This window comes from Azoarcus sp. Soil_N_20, assembly GCF_057656155.1.
This window is the reverse complement of the sequence record NZ_JBDGKX010000009.1, coordinates 45699-67959: the sequence shown is the minus strand read 5'-3', so window position 1 is coordinate 67959 and position 22261 is coordinate 45699. Positions and strand designations below refer to the sequence as shown.

General features: G+C 62.8%; 18 protein-coding genes. 4 read left to right on the top strand and 14 right to left on the bottom strand.

All coding sequences use genetic code 11. The features are described 5' to 3' along the window. Window positions 1–38 precede the first annotated feature (38 nt). The 4 genes from AC3A35_RS17935 to AC3A35_RS17920 all read right to left on the bottom strand — a co-directional run bounded on the left by AC3A35_RS17935 (window position 39) and on the right by AC3A35_RS17920 (window position 5689). Window positions 39–647 (bottom strand): glycosyltransferase, encoded by a 609-nt coding sequence (locus tag AC3A35_RS17935; protein WP_487437704.1) that lies wholly within the window; start codon window positions 645–647, stop codon window positions 39–41. 531 nt (window positions 648–1178) lie between these two features. Continuing rightward, window positions 1179–2393 carry a polysaccharide pyruvyl transferase family protein gene (locus tag AC3A35_RS17930; RefSeq protein WP_487437703.1) on the bottom strand — a complete coding sequence of 405 codons (1215 nt, stop codon included), beginning with the start codon at window positions 2391–2393 and terminating at the stop codon, window positions 1179–1181. A gap of 363 nt (window positions 2394–2756) precedes the next feature. Beyond that, a complete protein-coding gene (locus AC3A35_RS17925; RefSeq protein ID WP_487437558.1) occupies window positions 2757–4166 on the bottom strand; it encodes a hypothetical protein in 1410 nt (469 codons plus the stop codon). A 2-nt stretch (window positions 4167–4168) separates the two neighbouring features. Continuing rightward, window positions 4169–5689, bottom strand: coding sequence for a polysaccharide lyase (locus tag AC3A35_RS17920; RefSeq protein ID WP_487437557.1), 1521 nt, complete (start codon window positions 5687–5689; stop codon window positions 4169–4171). A 309-nt stretch (window positions 5690–5998) separates the two neighbouring features. Here AC3A35_RS17920 and AC3A35_RS17915 point away from each other — a divergent pair, with 309 nt between their 5' ends. From AC3A35_RS17915 to AC3A35_RS17900, 4 genes are read left to right on the top strand one after another with little or no spacing between them, the layout of a single operon-like run. Then, on the top strand, window positions 5999–7759 hold the full coding sequence (locus AC3A35_RS17915) for an asparagine synthetase B family protein (RefSeq protein WP_487437556.1): 1761 nt from the start codon (window positions 5999–6001) through the stop codon (window positions 7757–7759). Then, on the top strand, window positions 7756–8349 hold the full coding sequence (locus AC3A35_RS17910) for an arsenate-mycothiol transferase ArsC (RefSeq protein ID WP_487437555.1): 594 nt from the start codon (window positions 7756–7758) through the stop codon (window positions 8347–8349). Before AC3A35_RS17915 ends, AC3A35_RS17910 begins: the two co-directional genes overlap by 4 nt. After that, on the top strand, window positions 8346–9308 hold the full coding sequence (locus tag AC3A35_RS17905; protein ID WP_487437554.1) for a polysaccharide deacetylase family protein: 963 nt from the start codon (window positions 8346–8348) through the stop codon (window positions 9306–9308). The genes AC3A35_RS17910 and AC3A35_RS17905 overlap by 4 nt, the downstream gene beginning before the upstream one ends. Continuing rightward, window positions 9305–10549 carry a carboxylate--amine ligase gene (locus tag AC3A35_RS17900; protein WP_487437553.1) on the top strand — a complete coding sequence of 415 codons (1245 nt, stop codon included), beginning with the start codon at window positions 9305–9307 and terminating at the stop codon, window positions 10547–10549. Before AC3A35_RS17905 ends, AC3A35_RS17900 begins: the two co-directional genes overlap by 4 nt. Here AC3A35_RS17900 and AC3A35_RS17895 read toward each other — a convergent pair. From AC3A35_RS17895 to AC3A35_RS17850, 10 genes are all read right to left on the bottom strand, one after another. Then, window positions 10529–11863, bottom strand: a complete 1335-nt coding sequence (locus AC3A35_RS17895; RefSeq protein WP_487437552.1) for a putative O-glycosylation ligase, exosortase A system-associated — start codon at window positions 11861–11863, stop codon at window positions 10529–10531. The two genes, AC3A35_RS17900 and AC3A35_RS17895, sit on opposite strands and share 21 nt — an antisense overlap. Beyond that, window positions 11856–13016, bottom strand: coding sequence for a glycosyltransferase family 4 protein (locus tag AC3A35_RS17890; RefSeq protein ID WP_487437551.1), 1161 nt, complete (start codon window positions 13014–13016; stop codon window positions 11856–11858). The genes AC3A35_RS17895 and AC3A35_RS17890 overlap by 8 nt, the downstream gene beginning before the upstream one ends. Then, the gene (locus tag AC3A35_RS17885) at window positions 13013–14044 is read right to left on the bottom strand and encodes a hypothetical protein (protein WP_487437550.1); all 1032 of its coding nucleotides are present in this window, start codon (window positions 14042–14044) and stop codon (window positions 13013–13015) included. Before AC3A35_RS17885 ends, AC3A35_RS17890 begins: the two co-directional genes overlap by 4 nt. Then, window positions 14041–15357, bottom strand: coding sequence for a nucleotide sugar dehydrogenase (locus AC3A35_RS17880; protein ID WP_487437549.1), 1317 nt, complete (start codon window positions 15355–15357; stop codon window positions 14041–14043). The genes AC3A35_RS17885 and AC3A35_RS17880 overlap by 4 nt, the downstream gene beginning before the upstream one ends. After that, complete coding sequence (locus AC3A35_RS17875; RefSeq protein WP_487437548.1) at window positions 15354–16565, bottom strand: TIGR03087 family PEP-CTERM/XrtA system glycosyltransferase; 1212 nt, start codon at window positions 16563–16565, stop codon at window positions 15354–15356. The genes AC3A35_RS17880 and AC3A35_RS17875 overlap by 4 nt, the downstream gene beginning before the upstream one ends. Continuing rightward, window positions 16562–18490 (bottom strand): asparagine synthase (glutamine-hydrolyzing), encoded by a 1929-nt coding sequence (gene asnB / locus AC3A35_RS17870; RefSeq protein ID WP_487437547.1) that lies wholly within the window; start codon window positions 18488–18490, stop codon window positions 16562–16564. The genes AC3A35_RS17875 and asnB overlap by 4 nt, the downstream gene beginning before the upstream one ends. A 4-nt stretch (window positions 18491–18494) precedes the next feature. Further along, window positions 18495–19712, bottom strand: coding sequence for a TIGR04063 family PEP-CTERM/XrtA system glycosyltransferase (locus AC3A35_RS17865; protein WP_487437546.1), 1218 nt, complete (start codon window positions 19710–19712; stop codon window positions 18495–18497). Between the two features lie 9 nt (window positions 19713–19721). Then, entirely contained in the window at window positions 19722–20042 is a 321-nt protein-coding gene (locus tag AC3A35_RS17860) for a type II toxin-antitoxin system PemK/MazF family toxin (RefSeq protein ID WP_487437545.1), read from the bottom strand. Beyond that, complete coding sequence (locus AC3A35_RS17855) at window positions 20042–20254, bottom strand: antitoxin MazE family protein (protein WP_487437544.1); 213 nt, start codon at window positions 20252–20254, stop codon at window positions 20042–20044. Before AC3A35_RS17855 ends, AC3A35_RS17860 begins: the two co-directional genes overlap by 1 nt. Window positions 20255–20322: 68 nt before the next feature. Then, window positions 20323–22257, bottom strand: a complete 1935-nt coding sequence (locus AC3A35_RS17850; RefSeq protein WP_487437543.1) for an XrtA/PEP-CTERM system amidotransferase — start codon at window positions 22255–22257, stop codon at window positions 20323–20325. Window positions 22258–22261 lie beyond the last annotated feature (4 nt).

Here is a 22261-nt window from a genome sequence, read left to right as displayed (position 1 = left end):
AACTTAATCACGCACCGGCACACTGCCAATGGTGCCAACTACCGCCTGGACATCTCCTCTGCAACTGGCATAACCACCCTATCCCAAGCATACCGGTTAGACAGTGAAAGTGCAGCACTCCGCCTGACCTCGCGCGGCACCATAAGATAGGACTCGATCGCCGCGGCCAATGCACTCGGGTCCCCAGTGGCGAACAACCTTCCGGCGCATTCATTCCCAGCAAGCACCTCGCGAAAGTACGGTAGATCTGACGCAACCACCCCTGCCCCCATCGTCAACGACGCCATCAGCACACCGCTACCGGTGATCTGCCGATACGGTAGTAACGTTGCATCGCAGGCATGGCTCAGATTGGAGAACATTTGATTACTCACAAATCCTGGCAATAGCCGGACTCCGTCAAGCACACCAATTACTCTTGCCAATTCGCTCTGAGCGAATCCTTGTGCAACGTGCCCAGCGATCACCAACTGAACGCGTCCACCCAATAGCCGGACAGCTTCTACCGCTAGGTCAATACCTTTGTACTCACGAATGTTACCGAGACAACAAACCGTTGGCAGCTCAGGCGACAGCCCAAGGCCTATCAACGCATGCTGACGCGAAACGGGGGCGGGATAGACTCCCTCATAGTTTCCGTGGGGCATTACAAGCACATGTCGGACTTTTCCGTAAAGGTTCTCGAATTCGACCACTGCCGTTTCGGAGTGCGCAATACAAAGATCAGCCATTCTAGCCAGTCTTGCATATCCCGCCATGTCTGCGGAACTTGCACCGTCATGTGGCTTCACGTTATGAAGGGTCCACGCAAGTTTGCACCCCCGCTTTCGCGCAAGTTCTAGTATTCGAACAAGGCGAAACATCTGACCGTAGTCGATTACAGGTCTGAGCACCTCATACGCACGCCATCCGCCAGGCAGTCGCCGCATCCGCCTCACAAACTCGGGAGGCCGATCCTTCCATAGCAACTCTGGCCAGTGAAGATGTATCCAATCGGGCCATTCGTCACGGCTAGTTCGCTGCCAAGGATTGCACTCGCCCCACCACTCAACTCCGCGCCGTTCAAGCGCATGATAAAAGAGTGTCAGGTACGGATTTTGATCGTCGAGGCCGGAATAGCCAGGGAAAGCACCAACATTGACCATTTGAACATCCTCGGGCACTAAGACGCACCCGCATTAATTGGGTGTCTTCAGAACCACATTACAACGTGAAAGCTCCCTAACTGCCGGAATCGCCTCCAAAATTTGCACTCGCCAGAATTCAGGACTCTGGAGGAACCGCTCTACATGTTCAATAATCTCTGTTGCCGTTCTCTCTGCATCTATCGTCGTCTCAACCGCCGAAGCCAAGCCAAAGAACTCGAGCAACCCCCTAACCTTCCCCTGATAGTCAAAGAACACAGCCGGTAAGCCCACGCCAAGTGCTGCTATTCCACAATGCATTCTCCCAGTGATAAGGACATCAAGTTTCGAACAAAATTCTTTAATCGCCGCAGGTGATACTTCTTGATCTATGAGCAGAAAGCTCTCCGATTCATACCCGTCGTATCTAACTAACCGCTTGGCGAGCTCAACATCGTTCCACTTCCCTCTATAGTCATGCGGCATGAACACCGGGACAATAGTTGAATCCATCGACTTCAACTTGCTCAACACTGAAGACATGCATCTCATCAACCACTCCACACGGCCTTCGTCGTCTAGATCTGCAAGGTGAACCGAGTGAAGATTAAGACAAATCCCTACAAGACGATGCCCCCTTTCTCGCGATAGATCGATACGACGAGCAAACTGCGCCTCGTACTCTCCAGTACACTCTGGATTCAGGAGAAAAGCCAGATCAGCAACCTGAACGACCGCACAACGTGTCATGGCACGAACCCGCGCATAAGAAATGGGGTCTCTCGGGCAAAGACGCACCGTATGAGGCAGTCGGCGAAACGCAGCCACGACCCTAGGATCGGGATCTTCACGCATACTAAAACCAGTTACAGTTACGGGTCTTCCCGCGCGCGCAACAAAGTCAACGAGGGAAAGCCTCGCGAGAGTACGCTCTAACGAGTATTTTCCGTCCAGCACATCAGCACCGTTAACATACAATTGGGCAATCCCAGGTACCGTTATCGACCATCGCCTGTAATCCTCTACGCTTGTTGGCAATACACCCTCAGAATACACAGTCGACTTTAGGCCAAACGCATCACGCCACTCCCCGGTCTCTTCGTAGTCAAACAAGCTGAACTCATTGAGACCACCTTCATTCAAAACTCCCATTAAACCCAGAATCATCGCGGCATCCCCCAAACTACCTGGCGACGAAGCGGGAAGTATAACTACCCTTTGTTTATCTCTAGTTCGCCCCGGAAAGTATCGACAACGCTTTGCTATCATTTTGATGAGAAAGGCGTCCTTAGACCGGCGAATGTATTCTCGAAAATTATCGGCAACCATACTCGTAGATTAATTCCATTTCGTAGCCATTAGATTAATACAGCCCAAAGCGACTGCATACTTGCTCATATTATCCTCTGCACCTTCACGGAAGATTCATATTCCACCGACACGCTACCGATTAGATTCTGTGGGTGGCGGCATAGCCCGTTTATCGTGAGCCGCAATTCTCAAGCTGGAAGAAAGCGTAACGATCAAATGTGACGGCCCTGCGCTGGGGCATTCTGCAACTACGCAATGAGATTCACGCTCCTCGTCCCGATCGGACTCATCACGGCGCCCGTCAATCAACTTTAAAGTGCACTATTTGCCGTCGTGATGGGCGTCATCAGTCTCCGTGGACATCCTATATATGCCCCTGCAATAACCTTGGCTCAGCTCTGAACTGTTGCCCAAATCCGATGACGACCTTCTCTCAACGGCCGGTGGAACCATCCTGTTCATCGTGCTGGTTCGGCAGAAGTCTGTCCACCGGACACGCACCCAATTCTCATCAGAAAAAAGCGCAAGATGCTCGCGCTCAAGCTGCTTCAGCCTTGGCCATCGCTTTGATCGGACGGAACTCACCGGACCGCACCTCAGCAGGATGTCGTGAATCGTGCCGGCTGTACCCGACGTGTCGGCGACGAAGTGGCGCCTCAGCGACTCACTTTCGGCGGATTTGTCATACCCTAGCGTCAGGATACGGGAGATGGCCCGATCGAGTTCCTCGATGTCGCAGAAGACCTCCGACGCCTCGCGGTACAGGCGATCCGTCAAGGCTGACTGACAGACGAACAGCTTGTTGCGATATAGCGCGGCAGGTCTCCCGAGTTGGGTATATTCGACACGGATCGAACTGTGATCGCACACAATGAAGTCAGAGCCGGCCATCAGATCGAACGGAGCCCCTGTCGGAACCACGCGCAGATTGCCAAACTCTAGCTCCAGGGTCATGAGCGCCTGCAACAGCGCCGGGCCATCGAAGCCGTCGGAGTCCTTCAACACCCACAGTTTGGGATGCGCGGTCACGATAACGTTGAGTTCCTCCGGATGCTCACACAGGCGCCTGACACCTGTCAGACCGAAATCCCTGAGGAATGACATTCTGGTCCAGTGCGACGAAACCAGGACAGTGCGCCGGGCAGGAAGCAAGCCAAGCCGCCGGACATAGGCATCCTTGGCCTGACCTTTCGCAGCCAGTTCGGCCAGCTTGGATACCCCGCAAATGAACATCGCCTTGGCTGGGTTCTCGAGCACATCCGGCCTGGTCTCGGACAGTACGCCGTAGTGTCCGAGACCAGGAAGAAAGGCGATGCCGATACGTCTATCCGCGATCGACTTGGTGGCCCACGTTTCATCGGATTGGTGGCCGTTCGCAACGCAGCTGCCATGCCCCAGATGGATGCCGACAAAGTCCCATGCAAACCAGGTCCTGATCACGTTCGTCGTGACAACGTAATGCCAGACATGCCTCCGCGCCCGACGCTCCGGCAATTGATGGCGCACGAAGAGGGAACTCAGTTCATGGTCGGAGAAAACGATCTCCTCCCCTCGTTCGGCACAAACCCCGACGTGGAATCTGCGATCGGTAGCGAGGACCTCCAGCAGCGGCTTCTGATTCGCAAATCCAATCTCGTTGCTCACATAGAACAACACCCTGATCGGCCCGACATGTTCATAGAAAGTTCGCACGGTCCATCTGACAAGCGATTTCCATTTGTGCAGGAGCATGATCATTGGCGCCTGTTGAACGGACCGATGTACTCCTTTGCGATCACTAGATTGTCGATATACAAGGCGAGATCGGCGTCCGTGGGCGTCGTCCCTCCGTGATAGACGTTCATCCACAATGACTCGATTCTGAGGTCGGGCACGTCTCGATAACGCATGTCCGATTTCTCGAACGCGAGCTTGCCGTCGATCCATGCGCGGAGCACGCCATCGCTCGTTCCCGGCGTATTCATCCGCACATACTGTTCGATGCTGTACCAGCGATTTTTCTCCAGCATCCCCGTCGGCCCCTCATTCCAGCCCCAGGTACTGCCGTAGGTGTCGGGCATGTCGGCATGATAGACATAGGAGCCGATGCCCCGTCGGTCCTTCAGTGGTGAATCGTGATCGCGCCAGCGGAAGAAGGTGCCGCGCGCTGACCATCCATTCGTGCCGTTGGCCTTTCGTCCGCCCCATCCGCCACGGTTGTAAGTACCGGCAAAACCGGGGAGCTTGCCGCCTGACCGGGTCGGGTTCCAGCTCTCGCCAAACCTCAGGTAGTAGCGAAAGTACATCGCTTCCGGCTCGCCTTCCGGGCGGGCGTCAAATCGATAGTTCGCGTTCAGGCCGATGACCTTGCCCTTCAGTACGGAGACCTTCAATGCCTTGCCATTCAACGGTTCGAAGCGGTTGGCACCGTCATGATCGACGATCTCCGTGGTGCTGTTCTTGGTGACGCTCGACCAGCGGGATGCCCAGTCCGTCGATTCGAACCGGTCGACGAAAATCACCGCCGGATGGCTTTCGATGCCCTTGTCGTCGGGGTACCGGGCAGCGAGTCCCGAGGTCGTGGCAACGTCGCGGGCCTGTTGCATGATCGGCCGGTAGATTCCGATCGGCGTCGGGCGGTGATACTGCTTGTTGCTTGTGAGCAGCAACTCGGCTTTGGCGATGTCGCGCCGTTCCTTGGTATCGAACGGGAAGGACATCACGGCATTGACGTCCCCTGCGACCTGGAATGTCTTGGTGCCGCCGATGCTCTTGTGCGTCGAACACGGAAGATGGACATCGGCCGTCGCGTTCAGCCGGGTTCGGGTGCCGTCGGCCCAGGAGATCACCAGCGTCGGCCGTGCAGAAGGATCGGGGCTCTCGCGGCTGTTGAAATTGACCTTTCCGGCTGCCTGTCCCGGAATGACCATCAAGAACAAGGCCCCGGCCGGTGCGGCACCGCTTTGCCAGTCACGCACCAATCGGGTCAGATCCCACGCCAACAACTGGCGCTCACGCGCAAGAGGCACGTCGGTGACTGCGTAGGCTGCGCTGCCGTAGGGCGTTCCGCTTGCATCGGCCCAATCGCCGCCCATCTTCTGCCACGCCATGTGGGATGCGGTCGCAAAATGACGGCACGTGACGCCGTCCGGACCATCCGAAAGGGGAACCGCCGGCATCGCCTGCGTCGATAGAAGGAGCATCGGCACCACGGCGAAAAGCCGGAAGTGCCTCGTTGCGCTCATCCACAGCCCCGCTGCTGAAATTGCACTCATGGGCGTCACTTTTCCCAATGGTTTCGTTCTGCGAGCCCGACTATCACCCTGTACTCGTATCGAGCCGGACGCGCGCTCGCGGCCGCTTCGGGCTCCGTGGCGGGGCAATATCATATTGATGCCATGTTAGCAGCGCCACCAACATGCTCCGACGCTTTTCAAGCGCCGCCCGCCAACTGCATCACCGCTGAGCCGTAACGCCGATGCGGTATCATGCGGCGAGTCTCACCCTTAAGTCATCAGCATCATTCAGCCGAGGAGTCGGGTTTGCTTGCCAGAGTAACAGGCGCAGTTTCGCGCGATGGGGTCATGCCTGTTGCAGGCATTTCGACGAGACTGCCGATCGCGCTCGAGTTCGGCCGTGGATTTTGCACCCACGACGCCCAGGTTGCGGTCCATCGCGATGGAAACACCGTGTGCCTTGCGCTTGGCAGCCCGCGCTTCGAGAGCGGGGTGCTGAACGACCGTGCGGCGACCGCGGGCAATGCGGCGGCCTGGCTCGCGGCTTTCCGCGAACGGGGTTCGCTCTCCCCCCGCGGCGTCATGGGCCGTTTCGCGGTGATCGTGGTCGATGGCGATACCGCCTCGGCGTGGCTGGCCGTCGATCGCTTCAGTACCTACCCCTTGTGCCACTCGAACACGGACGGGATGCTCGCTTTTGCCAGCCGTGCCGACGAGGTGCCGGGAGCCAGCCGGGGAATCGACTCGCAGGCGGTGTTCGACTATCTGTACTGCCACATGATCCCGGCACCGCAGACGGTGTTTGCCGGCGTCTCGCGCCTGGAACCGGGCCATGCCCTGCACTGGAAGAACGGCGAGGCACACATCGAGCGCTACTGGGTTCCCGCCTTTGCCCCCGACAAGTCGCTCGACCTCGAGGCCAGCAAACGCCGCTTTGTGGATATCGTCGAAGGCGCGGTGGCCCGCGAGGCAGAGGGTAGCCACCCGGGCGCCTTTCTGTCGGGCGGAACCGACAGTTCGACGGTTTCGGGCATGCTGTGCAAAGTACTCGGGCGCCCGGCGCCGACCTACTCGATCGGTTTCGATGCCGCGGGCTACGACGAGATGGCCTATGCACGCATCGCCGCGAAACGCTTCGGCACCGACCACCACGAGTACTACGTCACCCCGGCCGATCTGCTCGACGGCATCCCGAAGGTCGCGGTCCATTACGACCAGCCCTTCGGCAACTCGTCGGCCGTCCCGGCGTGGCTGTGTGCGACCCATGCGCAGCGCGACGGGGTCACCCGTATCCTGGCCGGCGACGGTGGTGACGAGTTGTTCGGCGGCAATTCGCGTTACGCCAAACAACGCATTTTCGGCATCTACGATGCCGTGCCCGGATTGCTCCGATCGGCAATGCTCGAGCCGATTCTCGGCCTTCCCGCCATGGACCGGGTGCCCCTGGTCCGAAAAGCGGCAAGCTATGTCACCCAGGCCCGCGTGCCCATGCCCGACCGCATGGGCATGTACAACCTCTTGCTGCGCCTCGGCCTGAAGGAGGTGCTGACCGCGGACTTTCTGGCTCAGATTCAACCGGAAAGCCCGTTGGAGCGCCAGCGCGGCGTGTGGGCGCAGACCGACGGGCAGTCCCTGGTCAACCGGATGCTGGCATTCGACTGGCGGTTCACCCTCGCCGACAACGACTTGCCCAAGGTGCTCGGCTCGACCGAACTGGCCGGCATCGAGGTCGGGTTCCCGCTGCTGTCGGATGAGCTACTGGCGTTTTCGCTGACCCTGCCCACTGAGTGGAAACTCAAGGGCCTGACCCTGCGCTGGTTCTTCAAGGAAGCGCTGCGAGGCTTCCTGCCGGACGAGATCATCGCCAAGAAGAAACACGGTTTCGGCCTGCCTTTCGGCGTGTGGGCATCGCAGCACGCGGGGCTGAAATCGATGGCGCGCGACTCGCTCGAGTCGCTGAAGCAGCGTGGCATCGTACGCGCGGCGTTCATCGACGACCTGCTCGACAATCTGCTGCCGGCCCATCCCGGGTATTACGGCGAGATGGTCTGGGTCATGCAGATGCTCGAACTCTGGCTGCGCGAGCATGCGCCGGAGTACCGGCTGTGAGCTCGGCGTTCGATCGCCTGATCGACCTCATCGAGACCAACCACGGCACCCATCGCGGCTGGGTTCGTCATCTGCTCGGACAGATCGAGGGCGTGTTCGGCGCCGGCGGCCAGTTTCGCACCCTGCAGCCGGAGAAAGTCGAACGGCTGGTTTTCGTCTGCCTCGGCAACATCAACCGCAGCGCCTTCGCCCATGCGGTGGCCGCACGCGAGCCGGTGGAGTGCATTTCGATCGGGCTGTCCACCAGCACCGGTGCGCCCGCGACCGCAAACGCCCGCATGGTGGCACAGGAATTCGGGATCTCGCTGGACGAGCACACCGCGACCGATTTTTCCGACTACGAACGACGTGCCGGCGATCTGCTGCTGGTGATGGAGCTGCGCCATGCCCGGCGCCTGGTGAGCCGCGGCGTTCCTGCCGAACAGATCGCGCTGCTCGGTCACTGGGCGCGCCCGATCCGTTACCACATCCACGATCCGGAAACGCTGTCGGTCGAATACTTCCGCACTTGCTTCGCCACCATACTGCCGGCCGTGGTCCGCCTGCTGACAGAGCTGAAGCAGGGCAACAGCCCGAGCATCCGCCGATGAATGTCTATCTGACCTTCGATATCGAAGTCTGGTGCAATGGCTGGGAGGCACTGGACGAGCGCTTCCCGGCAGCGTTCGAGCGCTACGTCTATGGCCGCTCCACGGCAGGCGATTACGCCCTGCCGAAGACGCTGGAAATCATGAACCGCCATGGCCTGCTCGGCGTTTTCTTCGTCGAGCCCCTGTTCGCGGCCCGCTTCGGGACGGAGCATCTAGCCAAGGTGACGCGGCTGATTCAGGACGCGGGGCAGGAGGTTCAGCTTCACCTGCATCCGGAATGGACCAACGAGATTCGGCCGCCCGTTTTCCCGGACAAACCGTTCAAACGCCAGCACCTCGTCCATTATTCGCGTGAAGAGCAAACCGAACTGCTGCGCCGTGGACTCGCCCTGTTGCACGACGCCGGGGTTCCGCGGGTGACGGCGTTTCGTTCCGGCAGTTTCGCCGCCAATGCCGACACCCTGGCGGCCGTCGCCGACTGTGGTCTGGGCACCGATGCCAGCCTCAACATGTGCTACGCGATATCGGGCGCCGATCTGCGCACCGAGGGTGACTTCTACTTTCCGCGGCGGAGGGGCGCGGTGCAGTTGCTGCCGATGACCGTATTTCGCGACGGGCTCGGCCACCTGCGCCATGCACAGGTCGGCGCATGCAGCGTTCGCGAGTTCGAGGAAGCGCTCGAGGACTCCGCGCGCCGGGACCATCCCTGCTTCACCATCCTGTCACACAATTTCGAGATGCTGCGCGCGGGCACCACCGCACCCGACCGCATCGTGGCCGCCCGTTTCGAGGCCCTGTGCCGATTCCTGGGCGAACATCGCGACCGCTTTCCCACCTGCGGCCTGCTCGAGCAGCCGGCGCTCGCGACCATGCCGCCCGATGCGCCGCTGGCGCAGACTGGCAGGCTGGCCACCTTGAATCGCTTTGCCGGCCAGGCCGTGCGGCGCCTGACGGCATGAAGGATTCGCGAACGACCGGACCGGCAGGCCCGGCACGCCCGCCCTGCCTGGTGCTGGGCATCGAAACCCAGATCGGGGTGGGGGTGGTGCGCGAACTGGGACGGGCCGGCGTGCGCGTGATCGGGCTGGCGAATCGCGACCGTTCGATCGGCCTGGCGTCGCGCTACCTCGAACGCGGCGTCGTGGTCGGCGCGGCGCGCAACGACGCGCTGGTACAGCGCATTCGCGAACTGGGCGACGAATATGGCGGCGCCGTACTGCTGGCGATCTCGGAAACCGACCTCGCCTGGCTAATCGCCAATCGCGGCGCGTTCGGCAAGGTCAAGGTGATTGCGCCCGAAGCAGAGACCTTCCGCCGCGTGCTGGACAAGGCGCAGACCCTGGATCTGGCGCAGCAGGTCGGCATCCGGGTGCCACGTACGGTAGCGCCCCGGACAATCGACGAATGGCATGAAGCGTGCGCTGAAGTGCGCTACCCGGTGGTGGTCAAATGGGCCGATCCACTGCTTGCGATGCCACTGCTGCACGCGCAGCAACTCCCGCTGTTGAAACTGGAGTTCGCGGCCGACGCGTTGGCGCTGACAGCGATCGGCGACCGCTTCGTCCCGGCCGGAATCTGGCCGCTGATCCAGGAATATTGTCCGGGCCGGGGACTCGGGCAGTTCCTGTTCATGCACAAGGGCGAGGCGGTACGCCGCTTTCAGCATCTGCGCATCGCCGAATGGCCGCCCGAGGGCGGCTTTTCCAGTGTATGCGAGGCGGTGCCGCTGACCCGCCACCAGGACCTGCAGGAGCGCTCGATCGCCTTGCTGCGGGCGATCGGCTGGGAAGGCTGCGCGATGGTGGAATACCGGCTCGACGACGCCAGCGGCGAAGCGGCGCTGATGGAAATCAACGGCCGTTTCTGGGGCAGCTTTCCGCTGGCGGTGCAGGCCGGTGCCGGTTTTGCCACCCTCGCCTACTACGTGCAGGGGCTGGGCGAGCAGCCTGCGCTCCCGCCCTCGACCGCCACCCTGCGCTGTCGCATGGTTGCCACCGAAATAAAGCGCCTGGTGCGCATCCTGCTCCAGCCCGGGAAGATCCGCGACCCCTACTTCCGGATCCGCCCGGGCCATGAACTGTGGCGGTTCGTGCGGGATTTCTTCCGCCCGGATACCTGCTACTACCTGTGGGACCGGCGCGATCCCGGTCCGCTGCTGGCAGATCTGCGCAATTACGTGTCACGCCCGTTTAGGCGTTGAGTCACGCGGCAGCACCAGCCGGTCGCCAAAGAACAGCGGCACGCCCAAGATCCGCTGCTGGGGCACAAACACCGTCTCGCGCTCCCAGCCTTTGGTCTGCACCCAGACCCGCACGGCGACGGTAAGCGCCATCAGGTCATACGGCAAGTCGAAGTAGGCCAGGCTGAGGAAGGCGCCCCCCACCGCGAAGCCGACCAGCGACACCTGGATCATCGAACCGAGCTGCACGCACCACTCCGTTTCCGTCTGTTTGCGCCCGTGCTTGCGCAGCCAACCCGCGCTTCGCCAGGTCGAGAACCACAGGCACAGGTAGATGATCAGGCCCCCGAAGCCATGTTCGCCCAGCATGTGGAAGTAGATGCTGTGAGCGGACACGATGAAGGTCGGATCCGGCGCATACATCGCATAGACGAAGGGGTTGTAGATACTGAAGCCGCCGCCGAAGAAGTTGTCCCTGGCGATGTTGAACGCCATCATCCAGGCATTGAGGCGACCCATCGCCGAGCGGTCCTCGTGGGTCTGGATCGTATCCATCCGCGCCCACCACTCCGGCGGCATGAACGACAGGGCCGCGGCACCGACTGCCACCATGATGAATCCGGTCGCCAGCTTGTTCTTGCCCCGCCACCACAGCACCATCATCATGGCGGAGATGGCGAGCAGTGCCCCCCGCGAGTGGGAGCCCAGGATCGACACGCCGCACAGCACCATGGCAGCCGTCATCGCGTGCTTCTGCCAGGTCTTGTGCAGCGTCGTCTGCAGGAAGCGCAACAGCGGCACGGTGATGATCAGCGCGACCGCCAGCGCATTGTTTTCCTCGATATAGGCGCCGGCCGGGCCGTAGACCCGTGAGCCCCCGCCGGTCAGCAGGGTGAAGATGCCGCCCTTGATGCCGTAGAACGCCACCGAGAAGGCGAGCACCCAGGCAAAGATCATCATCTCGCGCTTAGTGCGCACCAGCATCAACGTCGCCAGCACCATCAGGTCGATCTTGAGGATCTTCTCGAGCTGCCGCAGGCTGGCCGCGGTATCGAAGGCAAATGCGGTGGTCACGCACATCCAGCCGATCAGGATGACCAGCCAGATGACCGGGGCGCCTATGAACGGACTCCGCTTCTCGTTCGACGACAACATGCCGACCAGCGTGCAGACGCCGATGAACATCGCCACCGGCGCGTCGTACATGAACCCCCAGGTCAGGCGGTGCGGATTCATGATGCTGATCCACGTCCACAGCATGGCGCCGACAAAGGGATGACGCAGGGCAATCAGCCCGCCGGGCACGACGATCGCAAACAACAGCAGATCACGCATTTCGATTCTTCCTCGGCACAATCGCCCCCGGCCTGCTTGCCGCCACATGACGATACACGCCGTACCAGCGCTCGCGCACGGTCGGCCAGGCATAGTCGGTGGCGGTCCGGAGGCCCGCGCGGCGCAAGGCATCCGCCAGTTGCAGATCGGACAGCACCCGCACTGCCGCCGCACCCATGCGACCGGCGTCTCCGACCGGCACGAGCAGCGCGGAGACGCCGTCCTCGACCATGTCAGGAATACCGCCGGCGGCGGTCGTGACCACCGGTACGCCACTGGCGAAGGCCTCGAGAATGGAGATCGGCATGTTATCGACCGTGCTCGGATTCAGCATGCAGTCGGCCGACGCGTACAGGTCGGGAATATCGGCGTTGTCGATGCGGCCGCAAAACCGGACGCAATCGTCGAGTCCGAGCTCGGCGACCTGGGTTCGAAGGCGATCACGCTCGGGGCCGCTTCCCGCCACCGTCAGGCGGGCATTCGGAAACGCACTGCGCACGTGGGCGAAAGCGCGAATGGCGGTGGGGATGTCGTAGATGGACTCGAGATTGCGGGTCACCACCAGATGCGGCGCGTCCCCATAGCTGCGCTGCGGCGGCGGACGGAAACGCGACAGGTCGACGATGTTGGGCACGATCACGGCATCGAGCCCATAGCGCGCAAAGACACGCTGCAGAAATACGGAAGGGGTCACGCAGGCGCTGGCCTGGCGCAGCGTTGCCGGCACGAATGCGGGGGCACGGGCAAAGAACGAGTCCGCATTGCCGCCCCGGTAGTTGACGATCACCTTCGCCCCCCGAAGGCGGCCGATCCAGATCGCGGGGGCGGCAAACAGATGCCAGGCCCAACCCGAGTTGGCGAGGATGTGCATCACCTCGGCCCGCCCGGCCGCCCGCCACAGCCGCCACAGATAGGGCAGCAGCCGGCAGACGGCACGCAGCAGTGGAACCCGCCCGACCCACCGTGGGCGGTACGGCGGATTGTTGCGGACGAGCTCGACCCGGACACCTTCACGCCGCAGCAAGCTCACCAGCTGCTCACACTGATTCGCCATGCCGCCGGACGGGGGCGGCAACGGACCGACAATGCACAGCGCCGGCAAGGGTGCGATCTGCACCTTGCCCGCTGTAGTATCCAGATCAGACGGGTTCATGAGTGCACGACCGCAGGCCGTCGACGCAACGCTAGCCAGATCAGCAGGCAAGCGAAGCTGATCAGGGCGAGGACGACAATGGCAAACAGGCTCGCTCTCAACCATGCCATCGCCTCGCGCTGCGGCAGGTTGTCGGCGGTTTCGAGGATACGGATCGGCGGATGGACTCCCGCTGCGATGCCTCCGAGTTGCTCCAGCGCCCGGTGGGTCTGCCCCAGCGCTTGCACCAGCGGAGCACGGTCGTATTCGAACACGTTGTTGCCCCACCACATGTACCACTCCGGCAGACCACGGCGGTAGTACGCCAGGGCCCTGTCTTCGCGCACGAATCCGGGATGCGCGCTCGCCTTCACCGGCACCAGGCGGACCGCGGCAGCATCCGTCAGCAAGGCGCTGCGAAACGCCATCGCCGACAGCGGCTGCCCCGACCGGTCGACGACATAGAAATTGTTGAACACGTCGATCATGATCCAGCGCCCGCTCCGGCGGTCCCAGATCTCGTTGAAGATGTGCCCGCGTCCGCCATAGCCGTCAAAGGAGAAGGCCCACGGGCGCGAGAACACCCCCGCCGCGGTGGCGAGCCCGGTAAAGCTGTCGGCGAAGTCGCCGCAATAGCCTTCGCCGCGTTCGGTGATGCGCCGATAGGTTTGCTCGAGGTCGGACTGGATGGCGCGACCGCTGCGTTGGCCCTCGACCAGCAGGTGCTGACCGATTTTCAGCGCGGTGGCCCAATCGTCCCCCTCCACCCGCAGCCCGTTGCGCGCAACGACATCGGCATAGAGCGGTGTCGGCGCACCGGTTTCCACTGCAAAGCTGGCCGGCGCGCTGGCCGGCGACCAATCGTGCGCGGCCGGTTCGGACTGCAGCAGCAGGGCATTGCGCATGCGCACAAGTTCGGCAGAGTCCTTGAAATGCGGCGCCAGCGAGCCTGCAAGGATCAGGGTCAGCAGCGCGCTGGCCCAGAACAGCCGCAGCCACAGGCGGGCAGCACCCGCCCCGGCCCCGGTCGACGCGGCACCGGATGTCACCAGCAGAGCCCTTCCACCTGCGCCCGCAACGCCCCGGCGTTGGGCAGCCTGACCAGATCGAGGATGCGCTGGTCGGGCCGCGCGTGGGTGGCGAGTGCGTCGAAGATGACCGGGTTGGCGACGCCGACGATCAGCATCTCGGCTCCATCGATCAGGGCATCGAGATCGGCGGTGAGTAGATCCCCAATATGCGGCAACTGTGTTTCGATGAAGCGGCGATTGGCGCCGAGCAGGCGCGACAGCTGCACGTCGGGGTCGTAGATGGCAAGCTGCACGCCCTTGCCGATCAGTTGCTCGGCCAGCACCACCAGCGGGCTCTCGCGCAGGTCGTCGGTACCGGTCTTGAACGACAGGCCGAGCATGCCGACCTTGCGGCAGCCGGACTCGAGCACCTTGGCGATGGCGCGGTCGATGTGCTGGCGGTTGGACTGCAGGATGCCATTGAGCATCGGCAGTTCAACATCGTGCGTTTTGGCCAGATAGCTGGTGGCGCGCAGGTCCTTGGGCAGGCAGGACCCCCCGAAGGCGAAGCCGGGCTTGAGGTAGGCCGGGGAGATGTTGAGCTGGGTGTCCTGGCACACCAGGTTCATGACCTCGAACGCATCCACCCCGAGCGCTTCGCACAGGCGGGCGGTTTCGTTAGCGAAGGTGATCTTGAGGGCGTGAAAGTTGTTGCAGCAGTACTTCATCATCTCGGCGGCGCGCACCGAGGTCTGCAGGAACCTGCACGGCAGGTGGCCGAAGAGTTCGCGCAGGCGTTCGGCCGGGTAGGCGTGAGTGGCCCCGACCACGGTGAACGGCGGCTTGTCGTAGTCGCGGATGGACGAGCCTTCGCGCAGGAACTCGGGCTGGAAGCACAGGTGGAAGCCGTCACCGTCGCGCTTGCCGGACTCGGCCTCGATGATGGGCTTGAGCACGTCTTCCACGGTACCGGGCACCAGGGTTGAGCGGAACACCAGCACATGCGGCACGGCCTTCTCGGCAATGGCCTTGCCGAGGTCTTTGGCCAGGCGCAGTACCGCGCCCTGGTCCTGACTGCCGTTGGTGGCCGATGGCGTGCCGACGCAGATCAGCGAGATGTCGCTGTCGAGCACCGCCTGATGCACGTCGGTGGTGACATGCACGCGCCCGCTGGCGGCCACGCTGGCCATGAGGTCGACCATGCCCTCTTCGACCACCGGGGTGGTCCCCGCCTTGATCAGTGCGAGCTTGGCGGCGTCGATATCGACGCCGATGACCTGATGGCCGTCGCGCGCGAGGCAGGCAAGCGACACTGCACCGACATAGCCCAGGCCGAAAATGCTGATCTTCATTGAATCGTTTCCTTGTTGCCGTGAAATTCGTTCAGACAGCGTTCGATGATGCCGTCGAGGCGCTCCATCGAACGCGGCCATGCGTGGTGCGACAGCATGCGTTCGCGCCCTGCGCGCGACAGGCGCTCGCGTTCGGCGGGGTGTTCGACCAGGCGCAGGATCGCATCAGCGTACTGCGCCGGGGTGTCGGCGACGAGGAAGTGCTCCTCGCCATCGGCATCGACGCCGCCCGCTGCGATCCTGCTGGACACCACCGGCACGCCCATCGCCATCGCCTCGAGGATCTTGTTCTGGGTGCCGCGCGCGATGTTGAGCGGGGCCACCATCGCCGCGGACCGCAGGATGTAGGGTCGCACGTCGGCCACCGAGCCGGTGACGGTGACGCCGGGCAGTTCGCCCAATTTCTGCACTGCCGGGATCGGGTCGGCACCCACGATCAGCAGCTTCATGTTCGGGCGGCGGGCGCGCAGCAGGGGCCAGGTCTGCGCGCAGAAGCGGAACATGGCCTCCTGGTTGGGGTAGTAGTCCATGCGCCCGATGAAGCTGATGGTATCGGCATCGTAGCCGTCGCCATCGGGTTTGAAGAAACTGGCATCGACGCCGTTGGGAAACCAGTCCGTTGCCACGCCGGTGGAATAGGACTCGAGCGTCTGCCATTCGGCGCGGGTGGTGGCGGTGCACAGGTCGAACAGGCGGGCGAGACGCTTCTCCTCGCGTTCCATCTTGCTGCCCTCGAGCCAGTAGCCGGCCTTGAGCGGAAAGGGCTTGTAATTGACGTATTCGAGCCACTTCTGCGAATCCATGTCGCCGAAATCGAGGATCTTGGGGATATCGCGGACCTGGCTGACATACTGCGCGACCGACGAACAATGCACGAAGATGAGGTCGAAGCGCTCGGTGGCGAGCAGCTCGTTGACCTTGGCGGCGAGCTCGGGCGAATAGAAATAGCCCATCGACGACGGCACCGTGGTCGGCAGGCGCGCCACCATGCGCAACATCTGCACCGGGTTCGATACCCGCCCCATCTCGAAACGTTCGCAGTGGGGCGCGATGCCCATGCCCTCCTCCGCCTCGGCCTCCGAGCGGGCCAGCGAGCACACCGTGACCTGATGATTCCGCGACAGGTGCCGAATCATGTTGAAGGGGCGGATCTTGCCGCCGCGTTTGGGCGGAAAGGGAAAGCGGTGGCAGACGTAGAGAATTTTCATGCGATATGGCTTTTCAGTTCTGCCGTGACATCTTCAACCGAATGGCGATCGAGGTAAAGGCGGCTCCAGATCTCGAGGTTCATCAGGGCGAGCAGCGCGTCGGTGCCATCGATGCGGGCGGATTCGTGGTCGGCGACGAGGCGCGACACCACCGCCGGGTCGAACAGGCCGCGGTCGCGCACCACATCCGTTGCCAGCAGGCGGCGCAACACCGGTGCAAGCTCGCGCTTGAGCCAGGCCCCCATCGGAGTGCCGAAGCCGCGCTTCTTGCGGTCGAGAATGTCGGGCGGCAACACGTCGGCGAGCGCCTCCTTCATCAGGTGCTTGAGCCGGCCGTCCTTGACCTTGAGCGCCTCGGGAATGGCGGCGGCAAGCTCGACCAGTTCGCGGTCGAGCAGCGGCACGCGGCATTCGAGCGACACCGCCATGCTCATCTTGTCGGTGAGCAGCAGCAGGTCGTCGGGCAGTTGCGTTTCGGCATCGACCGCAAACATGCGGTTGAGTGCATCGTCGTGGCCGGCGCCCGCGAAAGCGGCAGCCAGCGCATCGCTGCTTCCGCCCTTGCCCCCGGTCAGCTCGGCAACGGTGGCCCGATCGAGCACCTGCAGATAGTGGCGATAGCGGTCGTCGGGCGACAGCTCGGCCGAGGCCAGCAGACCACGCGCGAGACGCAGCGTGTTGAGCACCTTGGAGTGGCGATCGCTCGGCAGCATGGCGACGGTATGCGACATCAACTGGCGCGACCAGCGCGGCAGGCGCTGCAGCTTGCGCACGTAGTGGCCACCGAGGTAACGCCGATAGCCCCCGAACAGTTCGTCGCCACCCACGCCGGACAGGATCACCTTGACGTCCTGACGGGCGAACTCGGACACCAGGAAGGTCGTGATGAAGGCCGAATCGGACACCGGCTCGTCCATGTGCCACAACAGCTTGGGCAGCAGGCCGACCACGTCGGGCTTGACCACGATCTCGCGGTGCTCGGTGCCGAACAGCTTCGCCACCTGACGCGCGTAGGGCAGTTCGTTGTACAGCTGTTCGGCGTCCCCGCCTTCGAAGCCGATGGCGTAGGTGCGGATCGGGTGCGCCGAGTGCCTTGCCATGTAGGCCACCACCGCGCTGGAGTCGACACCGCCCGACAGAAAGGCGCCGATCGGCACATCGCTGACCATCTGGCGGTGGACCGCCGCCTCCATGCCGGTGCGAATCCGCTCGACCCACTCGGCTTCCGAGGTGCTGCGATCGATCCGCGTGGGCAGACGCCAGTAGCGCCATTCGCGCACCTCGCCGTTCTCCACGGCAAGCAGGGTGGCGGGCGGCAGTTTGCGGATGCCGCTGAACATCGAATGCGGTGCCGGCACATAGCCCAGGTGCAGGTAGTCGCCGAGCACGTCGCGGTTGAATTCGGTGCGCATGCCGGGCAGTTGCAGCAAGGCCTTGGCTTCGGTGGCGAAGCCGAGCATCGTCGCAGACTGGTGAACGTAGAGCGGCTTGATCCCCAGATGATCGCGCCCGATCAGCAGCCGATTGCGGCGTGCGTCCCACAACGCGAAGTTGAACATGCCGTCGAGCCGGTGGACGAAGTCATCACCCAGTTCGTCGTACAGATGCAGCAACACCTCGCTGTCCGAGCCGGTCTTGAAGCGATAGCCCCTATCCTGCAGCTCCGCACGCAGTTCGCGGAAGTTGTAGATCTCGCCGTTGCACACCACCCACAGGGTGTCGTCGGCGTTGGAAATCGGCTGATGGCCACCGGCCAGGTCGATGATGGACAGCCGGCGCATGGCAATGCCGCAGCGGCCATTGCGGTCGATGTGCTGGCCTTCGTCGTCGGGCCCGCGATGACGGGTGACGTCGCCCATCGCGGTAAGCTGGGCCGGATCGACGCGCTCGCCATTGAAACGGTAGAGACCGTGAATGCCGCACATGGATTTATCTCGCCCCGACCAGCGCGGCTTCACGGCCGCGGGTTGCCAGCGCCCGGCGATAGACGTCGCGGTAGCGCGCCACGCTGTTCTTCCAGGTGCGCTCGCGCTCGACGAAAGTGCGCGCCCGCTGCCTGACCGCCGGCCACAGCTCGCGGTGATCGAGCAGGTGCGCGATCGAATCGGCCAGCGCCTCGACACTGCCGGCCTCGAACAGGAAACCGGTTTCGCCATGGCTGATCAGCTCGCGATGGCCGCCGACGTCGGATGCGACGAACATCCGGCCCTGCGCCATGGCTTCCAGCGGCTTGAGCGGGGTGACGAGTTCGGTCAGGCGGATGGGCAGGCGCGGATAGGCCAGCACATCGATGAGTTCATAGTATTTCTGCACCCGGCCGTGCGCCACCCGGCCGGTGAAAATGACCCGATCGGCGACCCCTTCGGCCGCCGCCTGGCGACGCAGCGCATCCTCCTGCACGCCGCCGCCCACCAGCAGCAGGCGGATGTCGGGGTAGCGCGCCGCCAGCCGGGCGAGCGCCGACACCAGCAGATCGAGCCCCTCGTAGCCGTAGAACGAACCGGCAAACCCGAGCACCGTCTTGCCGTCGAGGCCGAGCTCGGTACGCAACGCGGCATCGGGTTCGGCACCGAACCGGAACGCCTCGGCGTCGACCGCATTCGGAATCACAGTGATCCTTTCCGCAGGCACGCCCCGGGCGATGATGTCGCCGCGCAGGCCCTCGCAGATGGTCGTGATCTGGTCGGCGCGGTGCAGGGCGAAGCTCTCCAGCGCGCGCGACAGGCGGTAGCGCACGCTGCCTTCGGTCGTGGTGCCGTGATCGACCGCGGCGTCCTCCCACGAAGCACGCATCTCATACACGACCGGCACCCGGCGTCGCCGTCCGACCCACAGGCTGGGCAGCGCATTGAGGACCGGGGAGTGGGCGTGGAGCAGGTCGGGCTGAAGTTCGGTGACGAGCTGGTCGAGGCGCGCTGCAGTCAGACGCATCTGCGCCACCAGGCCGGCATCGTCCGGGGCACGGGTGCGATAAAAACGCAGACCGTCGGCCTCTTCCTCAGGAACGCCAAACTTCCCTTGCTTCGGCGTAGTAAGGTGAAGTGTCTCCCAGCCCAGTACCCGCTGCTCGCGCAGGATTGCTGCCGTGCGAAAGGTATAGCCGCTGTGCAAAGGCAGGGAGTGGTCGAGAATGTGGAGGATGCGCATCGAATGGCCTCAGGCGAGCCCAAGGAACAACATCAGCGATCGATTGACCACAAGCTGCTGGTCTTCCGTGAGTTTGCCGAGTATGGCGCCTACTTTGGCGCGCGGGATGGTATGGATCTTGTCGATCATGATCTGGGAACGCTGATGCAAGCCGTTCTCTGCGGACGGCTCGATTGCCACACGAAAAAGCGGGGCGTCGAGCAGCTTGCTCGTGAGCGGCAGGATGGTGCACGAGGGGTGCTCGTCGAAAAAGTCCGACTGGACGACGACCGCCGGCCGCGATTTGCCGTAGTCGCCCTGAAGCGTGACGGTGACCAGATTGCCGCGCATTACACCCAACCGTCCGTATCTGCGGCATGCTCGATCCAGTCGAGAATTTCCTGCTCCTGCGGATCGCCCTTGAGCAGTCGCGATTGCCTGCGACATTCGTCGGCAAACCCCGCCCTGCGCGTGTCAGGCACCCAGATCTGAACGGGCCTCAGGCCCGCCTGGCGCAGGCTGGTGCGATAACGCTCGACTCTTTCGGAAACACTGGCAGCCATTGAGGAATTCTCCGGTCTCATCGTTACATGCTACGCAGCATAGGCGTCAAACCCGTTACATGCAACACTCACACAGCAACCGGAACAGCCCGTTCACCGGACCGGATCGGCGCCCCGCCCTGGTTACGCAGGAAAGCTTCGAACATCATCAAGGTCCATAAGGGCGAACTGTAATCCCGGGCACCGGACTGATGGGCGTCGACCAGGTGCTGCAGGTAGGCATGGTTGAAGATACCCGTTGCAGCGAGGTTCTCGCCGAGTACGGCGTCACGCATGCGCTGTTTCAGCGGCCCGCGGAACCAGCGCGCGAGCGGCACCGCAAAGCCCTTCTTGGGACGGTACAGCACTTCGTGGGGCAGCAGCGGCTCCATCACCTTCTTGAACAGGTACTTCCCTTCCTGACCCTTGATCTTGAGGTCCGACGGCAAGGTGGCCAACCATTCGACCAGCTCGTGATCCATCAGCGGTTCGCGCACCTCGAGCGAGTGGGCCATGCTGGCACGGTCGACTTTGGTATTGATATCGCCCACGAGGTAGGTCTTGAGATCGACATACTGAATGAGCGCAAGGGGATCGTCGGTCTGGGCATTTTCCGCATGGCGGCGGAAGATCTCGACCGCGTTGTACCCCCCCAATTGTTTCAGGAAGCCCGGCGAAAACAGGCGATGGCGCATTTCGCCGCGCAGGATCGACACCGAGTGGAAGTACGCCTCCACCGAATCGCGGGCCAGGGCCTGGAACGTGGTCTTGGCGCGAAACCGGCGCGGCGCCCAGTCGGCCTTGGGAAAGACCCGGCCGAGCAGGCCGAACACCGGCCGCCTCACGCCATAGGGCATGCGCTCGCGCCAGCGCTCTTCCATCAGATGCGAGCGATAGCGCCGATAGCCGGCGAAACTTTCGTCGCCGCCATCACCCGACAGCGCCACCGTCACCTGCTTGCGTGCGAGCTGGCACACCCGATAGGTGGGAATGGCCGAACTGTCGGCGTAGGGTTCATCGTACAGGGCGGCGAGGGTATCGATCAGATCGAAATCGTCCGACTGCACCGTTTCGACGAAATGCCTGGTCTGGTAGCGATCGGCGACGATGCGCGCGAACTCGGTCTCGTTGAAGGCGGGATCGTCGAAACCGATCGAGCACGTATTGACCGGCTCGTCGGACAGACCGGCCATGGTCGCGACGACCGCGCTCGAATCCACCCCGCCGGACAGAAAGGCGCCGAGCGGCACCTCGGCGATCATGCGCAAGCGCACCGACTCGCGCAGCCGCTCGGTCAGCTCCGCGCAGGCGTCCGCCAACGACAGTCTGTTGTCGAGGGTGAATCGGACATCCCAGTACTGTTTCGGCTGCGGCACCGGCTGACCACGGCGGATGCAGAGCATTTCGCCGGGGCCGAGCTTGCGGGCGCCGAGAAAAATGGTGCGCGGCTCCGCCACGTAGCCAAGCGCGAAGTATTCCTCCACCGCGAGCGGATCGATACGCCGATCGAGTCCGGCGTGCTGCATCAGCACCTTCAGTTCGGAACCGAAGGCAAGCGTGCCATCGTCGAGCAGCGCATAGAACATCGGCTTGACGGCAAGCCGGTCGCGGGCCATGAACAGCGTTTCACGGTTGCGATCGAACAGGGCGAAGGCGAACATGCCGCGAAAACGCCGAACACACTCTTCGCCCCAGGCTTCCCACGCGTGCACGATGACTTCGGTGTCGCTGCGGGTATGAAAGACGTGCCCGAGCGCTTCGAGCTCCGGCACGAGTTCCTGGAAATTGTAGATCTCGCCGTTGAACACCACGGCGACCGAACCGTCCTCGTTGAACAGGGGCTGCTGACCGGTGGCGAGGTCGATGATGGACAAACGACGGTGGGCAAGCGCCACCCCCGGCTCGAAATGATAGCCACCTTCGTCCGGCCCGCGATGGAGCTGGACATCGTTCATTCGGCGCATGAGCGCGCGGTCGAAATCGCGCTTGCCGCGAATATCGAAAAGGCCGGCGATGCCACACATATTG

Excerpts from the sequence above, each read along its gene's own strand:
- AC3A35_RS17935 (WP_487437704.1), bottom strand. The coding sequence starts at position 647 with ATGCCCCACGGAAACTATGAGGGAGTCTATCCCGCCCCCGTTTCGCGT.
- AC3A35_RS17925 (WP_487437558.1), bottom strand. The coding sequence starts at position 4,166 with ATGCTCCTGCACAAATGGAAATCGCTTGTCAGATGGACCGTGCGAACT.
- AC3A35_RS17855 (WP_487437544.1), bottom strand. The coding sequence starts at position 20,254 with ATGGCTGCCAGTGTTTCCGAAAGAGTCGAGCGTTATCGCACCAGCCTG.
- AC3A35_RS17930 (WP_487437703.1), bottom strand. The coding sequence starts at position 2,393 with ATGATAGCAAAGCGTTGTCGATACTTTCCGGGGCGAACTAGAGATAAA.
- asnB (WP_487437547.1), bottom strand. The coding sequence starts at position 18,490 with ATGTGCGGCATTCACGGTCTCTACCGTTTCAATGGCGAGCGCGTCGAT.
- AC3A35_RS17895 (WP_487437552.1), bottom strand. The coding sequence starts at position 11,863 with ATGCGTGATCTGCTGTTGTTTGCGATCGTCGTGCCCGGCGGGCTGATT.
- AC3A35_RS17880 (WP_487437549.1), bottom strand. The coding sequence starts at position 15,357 with ATGAAGATCAGCATTTTCGGCCTGGGCTATGTCGGTGCAGTGTCGCTT.
- AC3A35_RS17920 (WP_487437557.1), bottom strand. The coding sequence starts at position 5,689 with ATGAGTGCAATTTCAGCAGCGGGGCTGTGGATGAGCGCAACGAGGCAC.
- AC3A35_RS17850 (WP_487437543.1), bottom strand. The coding sequence starts at position 22,257 with ATGTGTGGCATCGCCGGCCTTTTCGATATTCGCGGCAAGCGCGATTTC.
- AC3A35_RS17900 (WP_487437553.1), top strand. The coding sequence starts at position 9,305 with ATGAAGGATTCGCGAACGACCGGACCGGCAGGCCCGGCACGCCCGCCC.
- AC3A35_RS17865 (WP_487437546.1), bottom strand. The coding sequence starts at position 19,712 with ATGCGCATCCTCCACATTCTCGACCACTCCCTGCCTTTGCACAGCGGC.
- AC3A35_RS17905 (WP_487437554.1), top strand. The coding sequence starts at position 8,346 with ATGAATGTCTATCTGACCTTCGATATCGAAGTCTGGTGCAATGGCTGG.
- AC3A35_RS17890 (WP_487437551.1), bottom strand. The coding sequence starts at position 13,016 with ATGAACCCGTCTGATCTGGATACTACAGCGGGCAAGGTGCAGATCGCA.
- AC3A35_RS17915 (WP_487437556.1), top strand. The coding sequence starts at position 5,999 with ATGCCTGTTGCAGGCATTTCGACGAGACTGCCGATCGCGCTCGAGTTC.
- AC3A35_RS17875 (WP_487437548.1), bottom strand. The coding sequence starts at position 16,565 with ATGAAAATTCTCTACGTCTGCCACCGCTTTCCCTTTCCGCCCAAACGC.
- AC3A35_RS17860 (WP_487437545.1), bottom strand. The coding sequence starts at position 20,042 with ATGCGCGGCAATCTGGTCACCGTCACGCTTCAGGGCGACTACGGCAAA.